The sequence below is a fragment of the Merdibacter massiliensis genome, from assembly GCF_900155395.1.
Taxonomy (GTDB): domain Bacteria; phylum Bacillota_I; class Bacilli_A; order Erysipelotrichales; family Erysipelotrichaceae; genus Merdibacter; species Merdibacter massiliensis.
Genome location: NZ_LT699711.1, coordinates 1 through 21,007, shown reverse-complemented (window position 1 = coordinate 21,007; position 21,007 = coordinate 1). Strand labels below are relative to the sequence as shown.

The window sequence follows — 21,007 nt, the reverse complement described above, 5'->3', positions numbered from 1 at the left end:
CGTACCTAGGAGTTCTCAAAACTTTAATCAAAACGAATACGAAGAAAGGTTCAAGACTAATCTTGGATCTTTTTTAATGATATTTTATTCCGTCTAAATAAAATATCAATCATTTATGAATATATTTTTGAAAAGTGTATATAATAGATCTATAAGTTAAAACATATTTGTTTATACTTATAGATAATAATTGTTTTTATAAGGTAAAAAGTATATTATATCTATAAGTACAAACGTTATTGATTACAGATGGAGGTAGAATATGATTAACCGAGATTTTTATTTAGAAGAAATTAAATCTAGTATGTGGGATGGACAAGTAAAAGTGATAACAGGTCTTAGAAGATGTGGGAAATCAGTTCTTCTATTTGAATTATTTAAAGATTATCTATTATCAACAGGAGTATCAGACGAAAATATTATTACTATTTCATTGGATCAAAGAAAATATTATAAATATCGTAATCCTATTCTTTTATGTGATTATGTTGAATCAATCATAACAGATGATGCCAGCAAGTATTATGTGTTTATTGATGAAATTCAAATGAGCATGAAAACTGTTGACAAAGAAAATGGCGATATGGAAGTAACTGTTTATGATATGTTAAATGAATTAAAATCATATAAAAATCTGGATGTATATGTTACAGGTTCAAATTCTAGAATGTTAGCAAGTGATATCTTAACTGAATTTAGAGGACGATCAACCCAAATTCATGTTTATCCTCTATCTTTTGAAGAATATTACTCATATAGAGGTGGAGATGAAAGAAATTGTTTAGAAGAATATATGCTCTATGGCGGAATGCCAAGGTTAACGCAATTAAAAGATGATAATGCTAAGAAAAAATATTTGCTATCACTTTATGAAGAAGTTTATATTAAAGATATTAAGGAAAGAAATGGTATAGAAAGAGAAGATATATTAGAAGAAATCCTTGATTACTTATCTTCACAAATCTCATCTTTAACAAATCCTACAAAAGTTGCAAATGCAATTTCTCATGAGAAGAAAGAAAAAATAGATAATATTCTTGTTAGTCATTATATCAATCATTCTGTTAATGCTTTTTTGATTTTAATAGCAAAAAGATATGATATAAAAGGGAAATCATATTTTAAATATCCGAATAAATATTATTTTACAGATGTTGGGCTTAGAAATGCTAGACTTAATTTTAGACAATTTGATCCTGGTCATTTAATGGAAAATATTATATATATTGAGTTGATCAAAAGAGGTTACTCAGTTGATGTAGGAGTTGTATATGATCGTGCAAATAGAACTACAGCTGTAAAAGAAGTAGACTTTGTGGTAAATGATGGTGATAAAAGAATATATATTCAATCAGCATTAAGAATGGATGAAGAAGAAAAAATAAATTCTGAATTGAATTCATTGAAACTAACAAATGACTTCTTTAAAAAAATTATCATTAGAAATGATATATCTCATAATTATTATGATAATCATGGAATTTATCATTGCAGTTTAATTGACTTCTTGCTAAACAGAGTTGAGATCTTTTAAAACTCCTGCTATTCTAATTAAAGAATAGTATCATGTTGTAATAAAATGTTTTGGCAATGCAATAAGTATGCAACAAAATAGCTCAAAAATCCTTATTTTATCTTGGTTTCGTAGTTTTCAAAACGTTAGTAATAATTGTTGTGAGAAGATTAGAGAAGTATTTAGACACAGTGAGTGTTTAGATACTTCTTTTTCTTTTTAAAAATGCAGACTGTAAAGAGTATAAAAAACTTCTTACTAGCGTATGATAATAAAAAGTTTATATTTAACTTGTTACTAGCGTATGCTATAATAAAGTTGTGAGGTGATATCGAATCTATGGTGAATTATAGAATAGATGAGGATGTTAAATTAATTAGAGAGATACTTAATTTATCTCAAAAACAATTTGCTGAAAAAATAGATGTTGATGCGATTACGGTAGCAAGATGGGAAACTGGCAAAATGGATACAAATGAAAATAATATCGAAAAAATATATACTTTTGCATTAAATAATAATATCTTTATAAATGAGATTAAAGCACAACTTTATTATGAAGATTTAGCAAATGAGAATAAATTAGTATTATACCATGGCGCCAAGAACATTATAGAGGGTAATATTGATATTGAGCATTCAAAAAACAATAATGATTTTGGTAAAGGATTTTACTGCGGTGAAAGTTTTGAGCAGTCATCATTATTTGTAAGTGGATTTGATACATCTAGCGTTTATATATTAAGTTTTAATCCACAAAACCTTTCTAGCATTGAATATAAAGTCAATCAAGAATGGATGCTGACAATAGCATATTTTAGAGGAAAGCTAAGTGGTTATGAAGATCATTCGATTATCAAAAAGTTAATTAACAAATTAGAAGACATAGATTATTTAGTAGCACCAATTGCTGATAACAGGATGTTTAGAATTATAGATAGTTTTATTGAAGGTGAAATTACTGATGAACAATGTATACATTGTTTGGCAGCTACTAATTTAGGATTTCAATATGTTTTTAAAACAGAGAGAGCGTTGAGTCAGGTAAAAATTGTTGAAAGATGCTATTTATGTGGTAAAGAAAAAGAAAAGTATCAAATCAAAAGATTAGAGGATAGTAAAGTTGGAGATACTAAAATTAAAATGGCTCGAAGACAGTATAGGGGGCGAGGTCAATATATTGACGAAATATTATGAAAAGAGAAATGGATCAAGTAGGTTTGTTACTATGTGATATACAAGGTAAAATTTTTGAACAATCTGTTACTAGAGAAGAATGTAGTTCAAATATATTTATCCGCCGATTTATGAATTCTAAATTTGTTTCTAGAATGGATAATTTAACCTTTATAAACGAAAGCATGACAATTGAAGAAATTTTTGAAGAACTTGATATAGAATATGGTAAAACCAGTTATGGAAAAATAAAGTTTTCAATTAATGAGATGTATTGGATAGGGTATATTTATAGATATCTATCATATGTTTATCAAATTGATAGTAAAAATGCTTATAAGATTATAAAAGGTACAGAGCTTAGGCATTTATTCTTTGCATATCATTCCCTAGATCCAATGAATGCAATAGATAGGATCTTAGAAGCAAAATCATTAGTATTAGATAAAGATAGTGACCAATTGACTAAAGAGGGGGTAAAAATACTCAGAAGAATAAAAAGATTGAAGAATTAAGTGTTGTATAAATTATTTTGATAACTATTTGAGTTGTTCTGAAAGGTTTTGGGAATGCAACAAGTAAGCGACAAAAAGACATTAAAAGCCTTATTATATAAGGTTTCGGAGCTCTCAAAATGTTCATTACTATCAAAATTGATACTAATACAGCTGAAACATTTAGGCATGGTATTTGGTATACGAAAGATGATATAAAACAACGACTAAATATTGTTCCATTTACCTTGGAACAATTTCAGAAATACTTTGTAGCGATGTTTGAAGGGAATCGAGCTAAGCCAGAACATCTGAGAGATTTAATAATGGAATGTGAAATAAAGAGAGATCAATTAAATGCTCCAGAATGGAAACAACATATCAATACTATCGTTTCAGAGAGAGCATATTTGGTTCGTAATGGTGTAAAACATATAGATATCTAATCAAAATTTTCCAAATAATAAATAGTTTTCATAACATATACTATAGTATTATTCGAATATTTAAAGAATTTACTTAATAAGATATATGTTAATATAAAATTAACTAAAAGTATTTTTGATATAGTAATTTATTTAATAAAATAATATTGTATATGAATTAAGAAATATGGCGGGTATATGAATGAATTAGATAAGGTGTTTTATGAGTTTGTTGCAAGTATAATCATACCATTAGTTGCATCATTTATTACAAACAGAAAAACGGAGGAAAAAATTGTTTTTATTCCTACATAACTTTATCAGATGAAGAATTCGTTAAAAAAAATAAGATTAAAAGTAATATATTAATTATCATTTTATTTTCTATACATTTGATATTTTTATTTAACAATCATATATATACATTGCCAATTAATGGTATTATCGCAGAAAAGATAAAAAATATAGGATTATTCTTATTATTATTTTTAGCTGTAGGGCAGTATGTATCAAATGCTATAGTGGCTTTTGGCAATATCAAATTTTTGGATAAGAAAATGCAAATAAGGCCTATTGATAATTCATATATTTCAAACTATATCAATTACTTCTTAATTATCATTTATCTAGTTGGTTTCTTGATTATGTATATCTTCAAATTAAAGCAAGATTATGTTTTTTTAGAGATGGTTACATTATCATATGTAACACTAGGTATAGAAGCAGTTTATTGTTCATTTATCTCTGTGTATGTAAAAATACGTAGGTGGTATTATGTTGACGAAATAAATATTAGGACTAAGTCAAACAATAGAGTTTATAAATCTGTATTCAATTATAAAAAAATAGCTGATTCATATGAGTTTGTTTATGAAGATGAAAAAATACTAAAGCGAGTTAAAATACCTAGTGATGATCTTGAATTGATAGAAAAAAGAATAAATACTAAAAAAACTTTTTTAGAATTAATGAAAAAGAATTGAATTAAAATTTAATTTATTGTTCGGATATTATTTAATAAATATTTATCTTAATAGTAGCTAGTGAATTATATAGATAATAGATACAAGATTATAATAATAGCTTAAAATCTATTATTAGTTGTTTTTTTAGTAAAGAGGATAGTTATTATGAATATTTTGAATGAATTTATATAGAGATAAAAAAACAAATTGATATTATTGTTAGTATTAATTATTGTGAGAAGATTAGAGAAGTGTTCAGACTTTATGAGAAGTTTAGATACTTCTTTTAGAATGAAAAATATAGAATACGTTAAAGAAATATAGCTAGTATCTATTAAAGAACTTATAATTAAATCATATTATGATAGTTCTAAACTATTACTTTTTTTATAGTTAATAGGATTTCTACTTTCATTCTACAAATAATGGATTTTATAATAGTTAAGAAGACTATATTATATTTATATAAAATATATGGAGGTTCATCTATGGATCAGATATTGATTGGAAAATTTATTGCACTAAGAAGAAAAGAAAAGAACTTTACACAAGAACAGCTTGCAGAAAAATTAGGAGTTTCTAACAAAACTATCTCGAAATGGGAAACCGGGAAATGCATGCCGGATTATTCAGTCGTCAGAACTTTATGTGAGGAACTTGGTATAACTATTGCTGAACTAATGGATGGTAAAGTTTCAGAGAACAGTGTTCCCTCGTTTATGGAAGAACAAATATTGGAACTGATAAGAAGAACACAAGAACTTGAAAAACAAAAAAATCTGCAGTATGGCATCTTGTTGATTATAATGAGTGTTGCTTTACAGGCATTGTCTTATGCTTTTGGTGGATCTGATTTTAAAGATTTTCTTTCTGGATTGCTGCTGGGATTATCTGTTGCGGAGATGTTGGTAGGTCTCTTTGTCGTTGGGAAATATTTAAGAAAATAACATTTGTATAATGTAAAAAAATCATCTTTTATAGTTTAATATTTATGATTAGAGAAGATAAGAAAGCAGACAGTTGTGTGGTATTCGGTTATTTAAATATACGACTAGGAAGTGATAAAATAAATTTAAAATGTGAATGAATAGTTTGAGAAAAACCTTGAATTCATAACTAAATTTTAAAAAAAATCTCCTTGCTGGTTTACCAGTAAGGAGGGACATGTTGTTTCTGCGATACTTTTCTCTAACTCAAATATAGATTATTTTTCAACTATTTTATGATTTAAAAATAAAACAATTCTTCAAACTTTTTATCAAGTGCAATACATAGAATAAGTGCTAGTTTAGCAGTAGGGTTGAACTGTCCTGTTTCAATAGAGCTAATTGTATTTCTTGAAACACCAACCAGTTTTGCTAATTCTTGTTGTGAGAAACCTTTTTCGTTTCTTGCTTCTTTTAAATTATTTTTTAGAATCAATGGCTTGTTCATGGTTCTATCACTTATGATCTAGCTATAGAAATCAGGCATATAACCAGACTGCATATCCAAAATAAAGCTAAGAACAAATGCTTTTTTTGTTTTAGATATACAAATTTCGTACTATATTCTACAGCACTTGTTAAAAAGAAAATAGACCATAATATGTCTGCTAAATTAAATTGTTTTGATAGAATGATTATATTTCCAGTTGTAATGCCTAAATAACAAGTTATAGCTAATGAAAATAAACAAAAGGCAGCAATAAAATAACTGTTATTAAGAGCTGTTTCTTTTTTTGCTTTTTCAAACTCGTCTCCATTGCGATTTTCTTCCCTGCTTCTTTCTAGAATATCTTCTTTATTCATAAAAACCTCCTTTTTTTTGCCAAGCTTTCTTGTCAATAAAATTATACTATTGCCAAGTTTTCTTGTCAATAAAATTTTCCCTTTTTTGCTAAGCTTTCTTGTCAATTATACTGATGGTTTCGTTATGTTTGCAATTTAATAGCTTTCTAAATACTTGCTGAAAAAGGATAATCTACGTTGTGATAACAGCAATTTTCTTAATTATAGTACGATACTAAATCAAACTGCTGAATACTAATTCATTATCTTGAATTATTTTTATTTGGAATGCGCCTTTCTTTGTTTAAAAAAGAGTTCTCAATTGATTTGATATCTCTAGATTAGTAAATAGTAACGATGAACGTCTTAGAGTGTTCATTCCTCTTAAATAAATCTAAATATGACCAATTGTTTTTTTACAATAATAAATGAGAGATAGCAGGCCTGGAATTCCTATCCAGATGATTATCACACCCAAAGTTACTGCTTCAAAGTTTTCAAAACTAAATGTAGCGGCAAGATATAAGATAACAATCGGAAAAGAGATATATCTTATGATTTGATGGGCAAGATTCCATGTGTCTTCATCTTGGATGGTCCAAGGCAAGCGCAAGCCAGTATGCTTGGTAAATGGCAATTTGGGAGAAATAATGCCACTAAATAGAATTACACAAGAGATGATGGACATTGCAAAAATTTTTTCACTCGCTACACTTAATCTCAAAAAATCCAATCCTATCAATAAAGAAAGAATCGTGCAGATAAGAAAAATAGATATGTTGAAAATTGTTGTGATACGCATAACATGTATCCTTATATCATTGGTTGTTAAAGAAGTAAACAATGCCAAATTTCGATATAATATGATTATTGATAAAAGCAAACATATTGCTATCGATAAAATAGAGATTATCTCATTTTTAATCGTTAGAGCAAGAATCAAGGATAAGAAGGATAGAGAGATGATCATACTTCTTTTTTTATATGCTTCCTTGATTAGTTTTTCTTTTTTGTTATTTTCAGCAAGCAGTTGGTTTAATTTTTCTAGTTCATTGGATAAAGACTCTTCCTTTAAGCTTGTTTCATTTAAATCCAATAACTGATAAACTGAAACTTCTAAAAGATCTGCAATATGAATAAGAACGTCTGCATCTGGAATAGAGATGCCGGTATCACATAGTTAAAAATATTGGTGTCATTTAATCAATTTTGCCGATAAAGCGGTAGAAGATTTCTACCTCCTGTTCCCGGCTTCCGTCCTCACCTTTGACCGCTTCATGGACAACGATTTTTTCAATCAGCGTATTCAAAAGTTCGGCGGTCAGTTCTGTTGGATTGACGCACTCTTTCATCAAGGCAATCCATTTTTCTGCGTCTGCGGCGTTCTGGCTTTCAGTGGCGATAGCGGATTGAAGCTGTTCAATCTTTGTGTCCAGTTCAGCCTGTTCGCTCTGGTACTTCCCGGACAGCATAGAGAAGTTGTATTCTGTGATACGCCCCGCCGCCCAGTCCTCATACATCCGGGCAAACAGGGTATCGACTTCGGCTTTCCGCTTCTCCGCTTTGTTCAACTCTGCGGCTTGCTTCTTTCTTGCGGCGGCCTGTCCCTTGTCATTGGCATTTAACAGCCGCTTCAAAAGCCGTTCTTCATCATGCTGTACCAGCCCCGACCAGTATTGCAGACGGGAGAGGACATAGGCGTAAAGCACATCATAGCGGATATAATGCATGGAGCATTGGCGTGTGCCCTGTCCGTACTTGCTACAATGATAATGGCCGTAAGGCTTGCTGTTCTGCCTGTTCTCCCCATAGGACAACGACCAGCCGCAATCCGAACATTTTACCAATCCGGAAAAAATCTGTGTTGTACCGTCCTTGCATTTTCTGCGGCGGTTTGCTATCTGCTCCTGTACCTGCCGGAAAACCTGTTCGCTGATAATCGGCTCCTGCGTGTTCTCCACCCGCACCCATTCACTTTGGGGCTTGCGTATCCTCCGCTTGTTCTTAAAGGAAATGTTTGTTTCCCGGTAGTGGATGGTATGGCCGATATAGGTTTCGTCTTTCATAATGCTCTTGACCTGCGCTATCGTCCATGCGTAGCTTTTTTCCTCTGGCGCACCCGCATAGATGTTTGCGAAAGTCCCGTCACGCTGGAAGTTGATAAATCCCGGCGTGGGAACCTTTTCCGCAATCAGTATTCTTGTGATACTGGCCGCCCCTCTGCCATGAATGGCGAGGTCAAAAATCTTCTCCACTATCCAGCGGGTTTCCTCGTCGATTATCAGCTTGTTTTTGATTTCCGGGTGTTTCCTGTACCCGATGGGAGCATAAGCGCCGATACGCTGTCCTGTGGCAAACTTTGCTTTGAAAGCGGCCTTTACCTTGCGGCTTGTATCTTTCGCAAACCATTCATTGAACAGGTTTTTGAACGGGACAAAATCGGAAAGCCCTTTCTCTGTGTCCTCATTCTCCGCAACGGCGATGTAGCGCACCCGTTTTTCCGGGAACAGAAATTCCAGATAGTAGTCCATCATCACATGTTCCCGCCCGAAACGGGAAAGGTCTTTCGTGACAATGCAGTTTACTTTTCCGGCTTCCACATCGTCTATCATGCGCTGAAAATCCGGGCGTTCAAATAATGAGGTGTGATAGCGATAGCGGCAAAAAGCTAATAAAATCAATGGTTTTGCGGACAGCGGATAGACAGGGAATGTGTTAAAAACTGAATACGCACACAAACGGCGTTACCTTAACCCCTTTGGGGGAGAAAGTAACGCCGTTTTTTTATGCCCGCAGGAAAGGAGGTGCAGCCGGAATGTATTTCACAAAGGGCAAGCAGCGGGCGTTTGAATTGCTCATGCAGCAGAAGCCGGGATTTGACCGCTATCAATCCGGTTGTGCCGGAGATGATGAAGATTGCGGCACTTGCCGTTTCTACCGCCCCGGGTGGAAATATGAGTTTTGCGTTTTCAAAGAGTGTCCCTATTGCCCCGGCAAAAGGACGCGGAAAACGCACGCCAGCATGGACAAATAGACGGGCAAAAGCCCTTGTGCCATGCGGCTTTGCAGACGCGAAAACGGCAAAGGGCATATTGCAATACCAAAACAGCCGAAAACGGCTTTCTAATTGTCCACGCATACCAAGAGAGGAAGTGAGGAAATATGGCAGTTTTCAGAGTGGAGCGAAATACGGGATATACCGTTATGAGCAACCACCACTTGCGAAACAAGGAATTGTCCTTAAAGGCAAAGGGCTTGTTGTCGCAAATGCTTTCGCTGCCCGAAGATTGGGATTATACCCTTGCGGGCTTATCCCATATCAACCGGGAGAAGATCGACGCAATCCGCGAAGCGGTAAAGGAACTCGAAAAAGCCGGATATATCGTGCGCAGCCGGGAGCGCGACGAAAAGGGACGCTTGCGGGGCGCAGATTACGTCATATACGAGCAGCCGCAGCCGCGAGAGCCGGAAGCAGCTACCAGCGGCGGACAGCCGCCTATATTGGATTTACCTACATTGGAAAATCCAACATTGGATAATCCAACGTTGGAAAAACCTACGCAGGAAAAACCTACGTTGGAAAATCCAACGCAATTAAATAAAGATATATTAAGTAAAGAACAATCAATTACTGATTTATCAAGTACCGATTCCATTCCTTTCCATTCCCTAAACCCCTTGCCCTTTGCGCATGGCGAAGCGGCTACGCCGCCGGAAAGGAAAAGAACGGAAGCGAAAAGCAATAGCGCAGTAGAGATTTACAGGGAGATTATCAAGGACAATATCGAATACGACCATCTCATTCAAAACTGCAAAATTGACAAAGACCGTTTGGACGAGATTGTTGACCTTATGCTGGAAACCGTCTGCACAGCCCGAAAGACAATCCGTATTGCCGGGGACGACTACCCCGCCGAATTGGTGAAATCCAAGTTTTTGAAGCTGAACAGCAGCCATATTGAGTTTGTTTTGGATTGCATGAGGGAGAACACAACCAAAGTGCGCAACATCAAGCAGTATCTAAAAGCGGTGCTGTTCAACGCGCCGAGTACCATTGACAGCTACTATACCGCCCTTGTCAATCACGACTTATACGGCGGCGAATGAGCATAGCCGCACTTTACCGGGAAAGGAGTTGATACCTTGCAGGAGGAAGTAACCCAAAAAACGATTGCCCTATACGTCAAAGTGGGAAAAGGCGCGGCGCGGCTTACCGAACAGGCGTTACAGAAAGCAATCCAAAAGTTTTTGGAGCAGAAAAGCAAACCCGCGCATGGGAAACAGACCATGCGGCAGCTTATGAAGCAGAACGCGGGTGTTTCCAACATCGAGATCACCGACAGCAATATTAAAGCCTTTGAGAGTACGGCGAAGAAATACAACATAGATTTTTCGCTAAAAAAGGTTAAGGGCGAGCAGACCCGTTACCTTGTGTTTTTCAAAGGCCGGGACGCGGACGTTATGACCGCAGCGTTTCAAGAGTTTTCCGCAAAGAAGCTGAACCGGGAGAAAAAGCCCTCTATCCGCAAAGCCCTTGCCGCTGCAAAGGACAAGGCGAAGCAGCTTAACGCCGCCCGCGACAAGGTAAAGAAAATGGACAGGGGGCGCGAGATATGAAGCAGATCAACTACAAAAAGCTGATACTTCCGAATATCCCCTATGTGTTCTTTGTCTATCTCTTTGATAAAGTCGGACAGGCGGTGCGGCTTGCCCCCGGCGCGGATATTTCTGCAAAGATACTGAATATCACACAAGGATTTTCCGCAGCCTTTGAAAACGCCTTGCCGAGCGTTTACCCGTTGGATTTGCTTGTCGGCATTGTCGGTGCGGTGATTATCCGCTTGATAGTCTATGTCAAAGGGAAAAACGCGAAGAAATACCGCAAGGGCGCGGAGTACGGCTCTGCCCGATGGAGTGCATAATCTTAAGTGTAAAGGACACCTACATGGACGCACAGGAGGATATGCACATGAATGATTACAACAAAATCACAGCCCTTTACTCCCGCCTTTCCGTAGGGGACGAGGACAGGGACGGCGGCGAGAGCAACAGCATACAGAACCAGAAAATCTTTTTGGAGAACTACGCCAGAGGGCAGCGGTTGACGAATATCCGGCACTACATCGACGATGATGAAAGCGGCAGATTTTTTGACCGTTCTGCCTACTCCCGCATGATGGAGGACGTTGAAAACGGAAAAGTCGGCGTTTGCATTATGAAAGACCTGACGCGCTGGGGGCGCGACTATCTCCAAGTCGGCAACGCTATGGAGATATTCAGACGGAACAACGTGCGCTTTATCGCGGTCAACAACGGCATTGACAGCGAGAAGCCCGACACATTGGAGTTTGCGCCCTTTATCAACATCATGTCGGAGTGGTACGCAAAGGACATCAGCAAGAAAGTGAAAACGGGCATTAAGACCAAAGGCATGAGCGGAAAGCCGATTGCCACCGAAGCCCCCTACGGCTATGTCAAAGACCCGGACAACAAGGATTTTTGGATAATCGACGAGGAAGCCGCCGAGGTTGTGCGCCTTATTTTCCGTTTGTTTATCGGCGGGAAGAACCGCAACCAAATTGCCGTATATCTGAAAAACGAGCAAATCCCTACTCCCACATTCTACATGAAAGACCGGGGACGGGGAACGTGTAAAAATAAGGCGCTCAATGAGGATAACCGCTACAAGTGGAACAAAGCCACCTTGACCCATATCCTTACGCGGCAGGAGTATTGCGGCGATGTAGTCAACTTCAAGACTTCAAAGCATTTCCGGGACAAGCGGAACCACTATGTAGACCGGAGCCAATGGCAGATAACCGAAAATGTGCATGAGCCGATTATTGACCGCGCCGACTTTGAAACCGCACAGCGGATTTTGGAAAACGCGCCCGTCAGACGCCCCAACGGGGACGGGGAAATCCACCCTTTGTCGGGCTTGCTTTTCTGTAAGGATTGCGGCGCAAAAATGCACATCCGCATAGATTACAGATACGGCAGCAAGCGGCACGTTGCCTATTGCAGCGAGTACCACAAGGGGAAAGCCAAAAACCCCAAGTGCCATTCCCCACACATCATTGACGCTGACTTGCTTATGCAGACCGTCGCGGAAGTGCTGAAGAAAATCGAGGACTACTCTATCAGCAACCGGGCGGAGTTTGAAGCCTTAGTGAAAAAGAACCTTGCCATGCAGCAGACCGACCAGACCAAGAAGCAGCAGAAACGTATCCCGCAAATCACAACGCGCCTTGAACAGATTGACAAGGTTCTGAATAAACTCTATGAGGACAACGCCCTCGGCGCTATCCCGCAAGACCGCTATGAGCAAATGTCGAAGAAATATTCGGAAGAATACTACACACTGAAAACGGAGCTTGCGGGACTCCAAGAGCAGCTATCCGCTTATGAGAACGCGGGAGGGCGGGCGCAGAAGTTTTTGAAGCTGACGGAACGCCATGCCGCCTTTACCGACCTCACCCCCGCCATTCTCAACGAGTTTATCAGCAGGATTGAAGTGCATGAGCGCGACCAGAAAAGGGCGAGATACGCAATCCAGCACATCAGCATATATTTCAACTATATCGGCAGGTTTGAGAACGAAGTAACGCAGCTTGCAGAGCCGACCGAGCAGGAAATCCGGCAAATGCGGGAGGAAATCGAAGAAGCCAAAAAGAAAAAGAGCCGCGCCTACCACCGGCAGTATTCAAGGGAGTACCGGGCGCGAAACCTTGAAAAGCGACGGGAGTATGACCGTATGAAAGCACGGGAATACCGGGCAAAGAAAAAGGCACAGGAAGCCGCCGCAGCACCCGCACAGTAAAACCGAATACTGACAACCAAGAGGGATTTTCCGGGCTACGGGAAATCCCTCTTTTGCACCCAGAGAAAGGAGCCGCCTATGGCAGAACAGAACGGGACACCTCAATCCCCCGACAGTGTTATCACGACACAGAGGGACGGACAGACCATCGTTGCGGAGTTGTTTTTCAACCACAGCGGCACAGAAACATTCCGCGACAAGCTGCTCAAAGTGATACTTGCCGACAGCTTGCAGGACGGTCAAGAGCCGGAAAAAACGAAAATCACGCGATAGGAACCGCCCGGACGAAGAATGGTTCGCCGGGGCGGTTTCTATTTGAAAATCCCCATTTTCCCCAAGTCAAGAGCCGGGAAAATTCCCTCAAAAATGCCCCTCTCTCCAAACGAGGGCGCAGAAAGGAGAGTTTATGCGAACAGGGCTTCCCAAGCAAAAAAAGGTCACAGACATCTGGTTTGATGAGAAAGACCCGTTGATCCATATCCGTACCCACAACACCGACTTGAAGAAGCGGCTTGCCGCCTATGCCGAGCAGCACCCCGATGTGTGCCGCCAGACCGACGCAGACCCGGAAACGGGCTGCATGGAGTTTGACATTGAGAAAGGCCGCTTCTCTTTCCGTCTGACCGCCCCATACAGCGAGGAACGGCGGGAAGCGGCGCGGCGGTATGCCAGAGAGAGCAACGTCGCCGACAGGCTGAAATAGAGTTGAAATGTTCATAGTTTTGTGCTATACTTTTTCTAAAAGCAGAGTAATACTGCGGAATTGATTGGAGGACAACACAATGGTTACATTTATGAGATTAAGATAAAACCGCGAGTTATGTTGCGGTTATCCGTATTGCATAACTCGCTTATTGAAGCAGAGATGTAATTACGGAGGAAAAACAAATGAATAATAATTTATCACGCTTTGCAGACAGCAAGGTTTATTTTCAATGCCCAATTTGCACAAAATCAATGGATATACAAGGCAATAGCCTAATTTGTAGACATGGACATTGCTTTGATATTTCAAGATATGGGTATGTAAATTTGTTGTTAAAATCATCGCCCAAAACCAACTACAGCAAGCGGTCTTTTGACAACCGGCACCAAATTTTGGAGTATGGCATGTATGATGTTGTGTTGGAGAAAATCATACAGTTTATTTCTGATACGCCATCTATAAGAAACATTTTAGATGTTGGTTGCGGCGAGGGTTTCTATGCAAGGCAGATACAGCAAAGAACAGAACGAAACATCTTTGCCTTTGACTTGTCAAGGGAGGCAATACAGATTGCATCAAAAAAAGACAAGCGCAAAGCAGTGAAGTGGTTTGTTACTGACTTATCAAAAATCCCTTTGAAAGACGGAAGTATGGATTGTATTTTAGACATATTTTCGCCTGCACACTACAAAGAATTTCAGCGATTGCTATCTCCTAACGGATATGTTGTGAAAGTAATTCCTACGAAAAATCATTTGAGGGAAATCAGGACTAAAGTGCAAGCACACTTGAAAAATCCAGATTATTCAAATGAGTCTGTCGTTGAATATTTTGAGAAATATCTTAAAACCATTTCAAGAGAAACGGTTTCAGCCACCGTACAGTTGTCATCAGAACAAAGAATGTCGTTTATTGAAATGACGCCGCTTCTCTTTTGCGTTGAAAAAGATTGCGTTGATTGGCGTACTCTCACACATTTGACAATCGAAGCTGATGTTTTAATAGGAATGTATTAAAGGGCGTATTGATATTTAATATTCCCATTTATTGAGCAGAACGGAGTAAACCAAACACCCTAATCAAAAGGACAGCCGAGGAAATCGACTGTCCTTTTTCTGTGCCGACAGGTAGAAAGGAGTGACCACCCATGACGAAACCGAGAGAAAAAAACGCGAGGAATTGCAAGCCGAGATTGAGGACGGGAAGAAGAAAATCCGGCAGCTTGAAAATCGGGAAAAGGTGTTGCGGCAAAAGTTATCCCAAGAGGAACGCAGGACGCGCAGCCATCGGCTGATCGTCCGGGGTGCGGTCTTTGAGAGCATTGTGCCAGAAGCAAAGACCATGACCGACGAAGAAGCCGCCGCCTTTCTCCGGCTTGCCCTGACGAGCGAGGAAGCGCGGGGCTATCTGAAAAAACGCACCGAGGGCGGGAAAAGCGAATAATCCCTTTGGTACAAAGGGCGCACTTATACACCCTTACGGGTGCGTGCGCTCTGCCGAGGGCTTGTCGGCACAGAGAGAAAGCCGCTTGCTTCCCTCTCTGACCGACATTGGCGGCTTTGCCGCAACAAGGGGCTGCACCCCTTGCGCCGCTTACGCGGCTATCCCTGCACACCCACAAAAACAGTATACCCGCCTTTGGCGTCTGTACCATTTTTGCGGGTTTTCATTTTATCCGGGAGGTGATACCCATAGCCATCTATCATTGTAATATCAGCATTGTCAGCCGGGGCAAGGGCAAATCAGCCGTTGCCGCAGCCGCCTACCGAAGCGGCGAAAAGCTGACAAATGAGTGGGACGGAATGACACACGACTACACCCGCAAAGGCGGTGTTGTCCATACGGAAATTATGCTGCCACCCCACGCCCCGCCCTCTTTCTCTGACCGTTCAACCTTGTGGAACAGCGTGGAGCTTTACGAGAAAGCCGGGAACGCCCAGCTTGCCAGAGAGATTGACGCGGCGCTCCCCATAGAGTTATCCAGAGAGGAACAGATCCGGCTTGTCCGGGAATACTGTTCCTCTCAATTTGTTTCCAGAGGAATGTGCGTTGATTATGCCATTCACGACACCGGCAAGGGCAATCCCCATTGTCACATCATGCTTACCATGCGCCCCCTTGACGAGCGCGGCGCATGGGCGGCAAAGTCCCAAAAGGAATATGACCTTGATGAAAACGGCGAGCGTATCCGCTTGCCAAGCGGCAGATACAAGACGCACAAAGTTGACCTGACCGGCTGGAACGACAAGGGCAACGCCCTCTTGTGGCGTAAGGCATGGGCGGATATTTCAAACGCCTACCTTGAACGAGCCGGAAGCCCGGAGCGTATCGACCACCGCAGCAACGCCGAGCGCGGCATTGGCGAGATACCCACCGTCCACATGGGCGTGGCGGCTTGCCAGATGGAGAAGAAAGGTATTGCCACCGAGAAAGGCGAACTGAACCGGAATATCCAAAAGGCAAACCGCCTTATACGGGAAATCCGAGCGCAGATTGGAAAGCTCAAAGAATGGATTGCCGACCTGTTCAAAGCGTGGGAAACCGCCCCGGAACAGCCGCAACAATCCCCCGGCCTTGCAAATCTGCTGATGAAGTATTTGAGCGTTCAGAGAGAAAAGAGCCGGAAGTATTCGCAGCGTTGGCAACAACAGCACACAGCCGATGAACTGAAAACCATAGCGGCAGCGGTCAACTATCTGACCGAGCATGGTATCTCTACCCTTGATGAGCTGGACGCAGCCCTTTCCTCTGTCAGCGAACAGGCCGACACTATCCGGGCAGGAATGAAAACCGCCGAGGAACGCATGAAGAAGCTGCAAAAGCTGATTGAATACGGGAAGAACTACACCGAGTACAAGCCCGTTCACGATGAGCTGAAAAAGCTGCAAAACGGCTGGACAAACAAGCGCGACAAGTACGAGGAAGCCCACCGCGCCGACCAGCCGGAGCAGACACAGACCCGCACAAAGCGGCACGACATAGACCGATGAAAGGAGTGAGTTTTTTGTACTACACCCAAGAACAGATAGACCGGGCGAACCAAGCCGACCTTGTTTTGTTCCTGCAATCGCAGGGGGAACCGCTGGAACGCGCCGGACAGGAATACCGATGGAAACGGCACGACAGCTTGACCGTCCGGGGCAACAAGTGGTATCGCCACAGCCAGAGCAAGGGCGGCGGCCCCATTGATTTTGTCATGGAGTTTTTCGGCAAGAGCTTCACCGAAGCCGTGGAACTTCTCACAGGAGAAAAGGGAGCCGCACCGCCGCCGGACAGACCTTGCCCCACGTCCCTTTCCGACTTTCGGCTACCACCCCCAAACAGCGACAACCGAACAGCGAGGAACTACCTTACAGCAGCCCGCCGCATTGATGAAGATGTGACGGGCTTTTTCTTTGCCCGCGGCGATATTTATGAGGACGCAGCCCACCACAACGCCGTATTTGTGGGGCGGGACGAGGACGAAATACCGCGCTACGCCCACAGCAAGGGAACGGCGGGAAACTTCCGGCTTGATGTGAAAGGCAGCGACAAAGCCTTTAACTTCTGTTACCGGGGCGAGGGCGAAAGATTGTTTGTCTTTGAAGCCCCCGTTGACTTGCTCTCTTTCCTCTGCCTGTTCAAAAAGGATTGGCAGAAGCAAAGCTACCTGTCATTGGGCGGCGTGGGAGAAAAAGCCCTGTTGCGTTTCCTCTCTGACCGCCCGAACATCAAGATCGTTTACCTCTGCCTTGACAGCGACCAAGCCGGAAACGACGCTTGCAGCCGCCTTGCGGAGCTTGTGCCGGAGGGCTTGACCGTCCACCGCCTTGTGCCGCTTTACAAGGACTGGAACGAGGTATTGCAGCACCGGGCAGAAATCACAGACGGGAAGTATATCCGGGAAGCGGTTTACGGATTGAAAGAACCGCCGCAGGAAGAAACCGTCGAGATTATCCGCATGAGCGAGGTTGACACACAGACCGTTGAATGGCTATGGGAGCCGTATATCCCTTTTGGGAAAGTAACCATTGTGCAAGGCAACCCCGGCGAGGGCAAGACCACCTTTGCCCTACGCCTTGCCGCCGCCTGCACCACCGGGGGAACGCTGCCGGGAATGAAGCCCTTGCCGCCATTCCAAGTGATTTACCAGACCGCCGAGGACGGGCTGGGCGATACCGTCAAGCCCCGCTTGATAGAAGCCGAAGCCGACCTTGACCGCGTGCTTGTGATTGATGAAGCCAAACGGGAGCTTACCCTCTCCGACGAGCGCATAGAAAAGGCAATCACGCAGAACGGGGCGCGGTTGATTATCCTTGACCCCATACAGGCGTACATGGGCGAAAAGACCGACATGAACAGGGCAAACGAAGTGCGCCCCATGTTCCGCCGCCTTGCCGATGTTGCCGAGCGTACCGGGTGCGCCGTTATCCTTATCGGACACTTGAACAAAGCCGCCGGAGGACAGAGCGCATACCGGGGCTTAGGTTCTATTGACTTCCGCGCCGCAGCAAGGAGCGTCCTGCTGATCGGGCGCGTGAAGCGGGAGCCGAATGTGCGCGTTATCGTCCATGACAAATCTTCCCTTGCGCCGGAGGGCAAGCCCGTTGCCTTTTGCCTTGACCCGGAAACAGGCTTTTCATGGATAGGCGAATATGACATAACCGCCGACGAGCTGCTATCCGGCGCGGGCGGGAACACCGCCACCAAGACCGAGCAAGCCGAGAAGCTGATACTTGACCTGCTTGCAGACGGGAAAGAACTTGCCAGCGAGGACATTGTAAAGGCCGCAGCCGAAGCCGGAATATCCGAGAGGACGGTACAGAACGCCAAGCGCAACATGGGCGGTATTTTAGGCGCAAGGCGTGTCGGCGGTCAATGGTATAACTTCATCAAGAAGAAGCAGCCACCCGAACCCGCAATCTGAAAGTGCAAAACGCAGACCCTTTGCACTTTGCACTTTCGCACTTTCACAAGAATTTGCGTCAATAACTCAAAAAAGCACTTGACAAAACGCTTCATGGGGAAACGCCGAAGATATAAAGCCCTACATAGACCCGGATTTCCAAAACAACATCATTTTGACGCAGACGGAACGGCTTACCATGAACAGCCGCCCGAAGCAGCCGAAGTACGCGAGAAATAAGAACGTCGTCGTGATCGGCGGCAGCGGCAGCGGAAAAACAAGATTTTTTGTCAAACCTAATCTAATGCAGCTTCATTCCTCTTACGTCTTAACCGACCCGAAAGGTACGGTTTTGATTGAGTGCGGGAAGCTGCTGCAACGGGCGGGCTACCGCATTAAGGTACTGAATACGATTAACTTCAAAAAATCTATGCACTACAACCCCTTTGTGTATATCCGCAGCGAGAAAGATATTTTGAAGCTGGTAAATACGTTGATAGCGAATACCAAAGGTGAGGGAGAAAAAAGCGCGGAGGATTTTTGGGTAAAGGCAGAACGGCTTTTGTATTGCGCGTTGGTGGGCTACATCTGGTACGAAGCCCCCGCCGAGGAAATGAACTTTATTACCCTGTTGGAACTTATCAACGCCAGCGAAGCCCGCGAGGACGACGAGGAATATCAAAGCCCCGTCGATTTGCTGTTTGCCGACTTGGAAGAACGCGACCCCGACCATTTCGCGGTGAAGCAGTACCGAAAATATAAATTGGCGGCGGGCAAAACCGCAAAATCAATCCTCATTTCTTGCGGTGCGAGGCTCGCTCCTTTTGATATAAAGGAATTGCGCGATCTTATGTCCTACGACGAATTAGAACTTGACACGTTAGGCGACAGAAAAACAGCTTTGTTTTTGATTATGAGCGATACGGACAGCACGTTTAATTTTGTTATCGCTATGCTGCAATCGCAGTTATTTAATCTCTTGTGCGACAAGGCCGACGACGAATACGGCGGCAAGCTGCCGGTTCATGTTCGCTGCCTGTTAGACGAGTTTGCAAACATTGGACAAATCCCGCAGTTTGAAAAATTGATTGCCACAATCCGCAGCCGGGAAATCTCGGCTTCTATCATTCTGCAATCGCAGAGCCAGCTAAAAGCCATTTACAAGGACGCGGCAGAAATCATACTTGACAATGCCGACAGCACCTTGTTTTTGGGAGGGCGCGGGAAAAATGCAAAGGATATTTCGGAGAACTTGGGACGTGAAACAATCGACAGTTTCAACACTTCCGAAAATCGCGGCACGCAGGTTTCTCATGGCCTCAATTATCAGAAATTGGGAAAGGAGTTGATGACACAGGACGAAATCGCAGTTATGGACGGAGGAAAATGTATTTTGCAGTTGCGCGGCGTGCGCCCCTTTTTCAGCGATAAGTACGATATAACGCAGCACCCGAACTACAAATACCTTTCCGACTTCGACAAGAAAAACGCTTTTGACGTTGAACGGTATATGTCCACCCGTCCGGCAATCGTAAAGCCCGACGAACCCTTTGACATATACGAAATAGATTTGTCCGACGAGGACGCAGCCGCCGAATAAAAACGGCGGCATTTTTATTTCCAACAACATTTTTTGAGCCGTTTTAGCGGCAGAAAGCGAGGTTTATATGGATTTTTTCAACAGCGCAGTTGACGTATTGCAGACTTTGGTAATCGCGCTTGGCGCAGGACTTGGCATTTGGGGCGGCATTAACCTCATGGAGGGGTACGGCAACGATAACCCCGGCGCGAATGCTCATGTACCATAAAGTAACAGAACAACAAATTCCAATGACAGCCGCTGCTATTCTGTATAAATCTGTTTTTACTTGATTTTTTAACCCATTTATGATACACTTTAGAAAAAATGAGTGAGGTGGAAAGATGATTAACTTTTCTTGCAAATAAATTGGAATATACAGTGATACTGTGTTTTACAGTACCATTGTACCCATTGCAAGAAAGTTAAAAGTCTATTCACTCGATATATCGTAGGCGTATCACTCTTGATAGGAGTGGTACTATTATGCTGTGACGAGCTGCAAGAATTGACTTTCTTGCAGCTCTTATTTTATGTTCTTTATCCCCGGAATAAAGGAGGAATGCGATATGTCGATGATCCGAGTCGAGAACCTTACCTTTGCCTATCCATCCAGCTATGATAACATTTTTGAAAATGTCAATTTTCAAATTGATACAGATTGGAAACTTGGGT

22 protein-coding genes and 1 pseudogene are annotated in these 21,007 nt (G+C 41.9%); 19 read left to right on the top strand and 4 right to left on the bottom strand.

Features of this window, described 5'->3' with window-relative positions; translation table 11 throughout:
• Positions 1 to 262 precede the first annotated feature (262 nt).
• The 6 genes from BQ9859_RS02160 (at position 263) to BQ9859_RS02135 (ending at position 5,520) form a co-directional block, all read left to right on the top strand.
• Positions 263 to 1,534 carry an ATP-binding protein gene (locus BQ9859_RS02160; protein ID WP_075876654.1) on the top strand — a complete coding sequence of 424 codons (1,272 nt, stop codon included), beginning with the start codon at positions 263 to 265 and terminating at the stop codon, positions 1,532 to 1,534.
• Positions 1,535 to 1,852: 318 nt separating this feature from the next.
• Entirely contained in the window at positions 1,853 to 2,710 is an 858-nt protein-coding gene (locus BQ9859_RS02155) for a DUF3990 domain-containing protein (protein ID WP_075876652.1), read from the top strand.
• Entirely contained in the window at positions 2,707 to 3,204 is a 498-nt protein-coding gene (locus tag BQ9859_RS02150; RefSeq protein WP_075876650.1) for an antitoxin, read from the top strand. Before BQ9859_RS02155 ends, BQ9859_RS02150 begins: the two co-directional genes overlap by 4 nt.
• Before the next feature lie 119 nt (positions 3,205 to 3,323).
• Positions 3,324 to 3,629 (top strand): AlwI family type II restriction endonuclease, encoded by a 306-nt coding sequence (locus BQ9859_RS02145; RefSeq protein ID WP_075876649.1) that lies wholly within the window; start codon positions 3,324 to 3,326, stop codon positions 3,627 to 3,629.
• A gap of 404 nt (positions 3,630 to 4,033) precedes the next feature.
• A complete protein-coding gene (locus BQ9859_RS02140) occupies positions 4,034 to 4,591 on the top strand; it encodes a hypothetical protein (RefSeq protein ID WP_075876647.1) in 558 nt (185 codons plus the stop codon).
• Positions 4,592 to 5,061: 470 nt separating this feature from the next.
• Positions 5,062 to 5,520 carry a helix-turn-helix domain-containing protein gene (locus tag BQ9859_RS02135; RefSeq protein ID WP_075876645.1) on the top strand — a complete coding sequence of 153 codons (459 nt, stop codon included), beginning with the start codon at positions 5,062 to 5,064 and terminating at the stop codon, positions 5,518 to 5,520.
• 280 nt (positions 5,521 to 5,800) lie between these two features.
• Here BQ9859_RS02135 and BQ9859_RS02130 read toward each other — a convergent pair whose 3' ends face one another.
• From BQ9859_RS02130 to BQ9859_RS02115, 4 genes are all read right to left on the bottom strand, one after another.
• Complete coding sequence (locus BQ9859_RS02130) at positions 5,801 to 6,007, bottom strand: helix-turn-helix transcriptional regulator (protein WP_075876644.1); 207 nt, start codon at positions 6,005 to 6,007, stop codon at positions 5,801 to 5,803.
• An 11-nt stretch (positions 6,008 to 6,018) separates the two neighbouring features.
• On the bottom strand, positions 6,019 to 6,363 hold the full coding sequence (locus BQ9859_RS02125) for a DUF6442 family protein (RefSeq protein ID WP_075876642.1): 345 nt from the start codon (positions 6,361 to 6,363) through the stop codon (positions 6,019 to 6,021).
• Positions 6,364 to 6,736: 373 nt separating this feature from the next.
• Entirely contained in the window at positions 6,737 to 7,438 is a 702-nt protein-coding gene (locus BQ9859_RS02120; RefSeq protein WP_083662610.1) for an SdpI family protein, read from the bottom strand.
• A gap of 103 nt (positions 7,439 to 7,541) precedes the next feature.
• Complete coding sequence (locus tag BQ9859_RS02115) at positions 7,542 to 9,080, bottom strand: DUF4368 domain-containing protein (RefSeq protein ID WP_235846373.1); 1,539 nt, start codon at positions 9,078 to 9,080, stop codon at positions 7,542 to 7,544.
• 77 nt (positions 9,081 to 9,157) lie between these two features.
• On the opposite strand from BQ9859_RS02115, the gene BQ9859_RS02110 reads away from it, so the two are divergent.
• From BQ9859_RS02110 to BQ9859_RS02050, 13 genes and pseudogenes are all read left to right on the top strand, one after another.
• Positions 9,158 to 9,376, top strand: a complete 219-nt coding sequence (locus BQ9859_RS02110; RefSeq protein ID WP_002604486.1) for a hypothetical protein — start codon at positions 9,158 to 9,160, stop codon at positions 9,374 to 9,376.
• 128 nt (positions 9,377 to 9,504) lie between these two features.
• Positions 9,505 to 10,449, top strand: a complete 945-nt coding sequence (locus BQ9859_RS02105; RefSeq protein ID WP_002604485.1) for a DUF6017 domain-containing protein — start codon at positions 9,505 to 9,507, stop codon at positions 10,447 to 10,449.
• Positions 10,450 to 10,485: 36 nt separating this feature from the next.
• The gene (locus tag BQ9859_RS02100; protein WP_002604484.1) at positions 10,486 to 10,959 is read left to right on the top strand and encodes a PcfB family protein; all 474 of its coding nucleotides are present in this window, start codon (positions 10,486 to 10,488) and stop codon (positions 10,957 to 10,959) included.
• Positions 10,956 to 11,264: a hypothetical protein gene (locus tag BQ9859_RS02095; protein ID WP_054352683.1), complete on the top strand. Its 309-nt coding sequence runs from the start codon at positions 10,956 to 10,958 to the stop codon at positions 11,262 to 11,264. Before BQ9859_RS02100 ends, BQ9859_RS02095 begins: the two co-directional genes overlap by 4 nt.
• A gap of 47 nt (positions 11,265 to 11,311) precedes the next feature.
• Positions 11,312 to 13,162 carry a recombinase family protein gene (locus BQ9859_RS02090; RefSeq protein ID WP_202613435.1) on the top strand — a complete coding sequence of 617 codons (1,851 nt, stop codon included), beginning with the start codon at positions 11,312 to 11,314 and terminating at the stop codon, positions 13,160 to 13,162.
• Positions 13,163 to 13,240: 78 nt separating this feature from the next.
• Entirely contained in the window at positions 13,241 to 13,435 is a 195-nt protein-coding gene (locus tag BQ9859_RS02085; protein ID WP_022030172.1) for a transposon-encoded TnpW family protein, read from the top strand.
• A gap of 133 nt (positions 13,436 to 13,568) precedes the next feature.
• Complete coding sequence (locus BQ9859_RS02080) at positions 13,569 to 13,865, top strand: P-loop NTPase family protein (RefSeq protein WP_070087571.1); 297 nt, start codon at positions 13,569 to 13,571, stop codon at positions 13,863 to 13,865.
• Between the two features lie 185 nt (positions 13,866 to 14,050).
• Positions 14,051 to 14,884 (top strand): methyltransferase domain-containing protein, encoded by an 834-nt coding sequence (locus tag BQ9859_RS02075; protein ID WP_002584969.1) that lies wholly within the window; start codon positions 14,051 to 14,053, stop codon positions 14,882 to 14,884.
• Positions 14,885 to 15,005: 121 nt separating this feature from the next.
• Positions 15,006 to 15,311 (top strand): DUF3847 domain-containing protein, encoded by a 306-nt coding sequence (locus BQ9859_RS02070; RefSeq protein ID WP_002584968.1) that lies wholly within the window; start codon positions 15,006 to 15,008, stop codon positions 15,309 to 15,311.
• A 116-nt stretch (positions 15,312 to 15,427) separates the two neighbouring features.
• Positions 15,428 to 16,858: a MobQ family relaxase gene (gene mobQ / locus BQ9859_RS02065; protein ID WP_075876675.1), complete on the top strand. Its 1,431-nt coding sequence runs from the start codon at positions 15,428 to 15,430 to the stop codon at positions 16,856 to 16,858.
• A gap of 14 nt (positions 16,859 to 16,872) precedes the next feature.
• Positions 16,873 to 18,774 (top strand): AAA family ATPase, encoded by a 1,902-nt coding sequence (locus BQ9859_RS02060; RefSeq protein ID WP_075876638.1) that lies wholly within the window; start codon positions 16,873 to 16,875, stop codon positions 18,772 to 18,774.
• An 85-nt stretch (positions 18,775 to 18,859) separates the two neighbouring features.
• Positions 18,860 to 20,353: pseudogene (locus BQ9859_RS02055) on the top strand (VirD4-like conjugal transfer protein, CD1115 family); the annotation flags it as partial.
• 67 nt (positions 20,354 to 20,420) lie between these two features.
• The gene (locus BQ9859_RS02050; RefSeq protein ID WP_015574377.1) at positions 20,421 to 20,561 is read left to right on the top strand and encodes a Maff2 family mobile element protein; all 141 of its coding nucleotides are present in this window, start codon (positions 20,421 to 20,423) and stop codon (positions 20,559 to 20,561) included.
• Positions 20,562 to 21,007 lie beyond the last annotated feature (446 nt).

What these genes read in the sequence shown, in the direction of transcription:
- BQ9859_RS02160 (WP_075876654.1), top strand. Translation starts at nt 263, where the DNA reads ATGATTAACCGAGATTTTTATTTAGAAGAAATTAAATCTAGTATGTGG.
- BQ9859_RS02155 (WP_075876652.1), top strand. Translation starts at nt 1,853, where the DNA reads ATGGTGAATTATAGAATAGATGAGGATGTTAAATTAATTAGAGAGATA.
- BQ9859_RS02150 (WP_075876650.1), top strand. Translation starts at nt 2,707, where the DNA reads ATGAAAAGAGAAATGGATCAAGTAGGTTTGTTACTATGTGATATACAA.
- BQ9859_RS02145 (WP_075876649.1), top strand. Translation starts at nt 3,324, where the DNA reads ATGTTCATTACTATCAAAATTGATACTAATACAGCTGAAACATTTAGG.
- BQ9859_RS02135 (WP_075876645.1), top strand. Translation starts at nt 5,062, where the DNA reads ATGGATCAGATATTGATTGGAAAATTTATTGCACTAAGAAGAAAAGAA.
- BQ9859_RS02130 (WP_075876644.1), bottom strand. Translation starts at nt 6,007, where the DNA reads ATGAACAAGCCATTGATTCTAAAAAATAATTTAAAAGAAGCAAGAAAC.
- BQ9859_RS02125 (WP_075876642.1), bottom strand. Translation starts at nt 6,363, where the DNA reads ATGAATAAAGAAGATATTCTAGAAAGAAGCAGGGAAGAAAATCGCAAT.
- BQ9859_RS02110 (WP_002604486.1), top strand. Translation starts at nt 9,158, where the DNA reads ATGTATTTCACAAAGGGCAAGCAGCGGGCGTTTGAATTGCTCATGCAG.
- BQ9859_RS02105 (WP_002604485.1), top strand. Translation starts at nt 9,505, where the DNA reads ATGGCAGTTTTCAGAGTGGAGCGAAATACGGGATATACCGTTATGAGC.
- BQ9859_RS02095 (WP_054352683.1), top strand. Translation starts at nt 10,956, where the DNA reads ATGAAGCAGATCAACTACAAAAAGCTGATACTTCCGAATATCCCCTAT.
- BQ9859_RS02090 (WP_202613435.1), top strand. Translation starts at nt 11,312, where the DNA reads ATGAATGATTACAACAAAATCACAGCCCTTTACTCCCGCCTTTCCGTA.
- BQ9859_RS02085 (WP_022030172.1), top strand. Translation starts at nt 13,241, where the DNA reads ATGGCAGAACAGAACGGGACACCTCAATCCCCCGACAGTGTTATCACG.
- BQ9859_RS02080 (WP_070087571.1), top strand. Translation starts at nt 13,569, where the DNA reads ATGCGAACAGGGCTTCCCAAGCAAAAAAAGGTCACAGACATCTGGTTT.
- BQ9859_RS02075 (WP_002584969.1), top strand. Translation starts at nt 14,051, where the DNA reads ATGAATAATAATTTATCACGCTTTGCAGACAGCAAGGTTTATTTTCAA.
- BQ9859_RS02050 (WP_015574377.1), top strand. Translation starts at nt 20,421, where the DNA reads ATGGATTTTTTCAACAGCGCAGTTGACGTATTGCAGACTTTGGTAATC.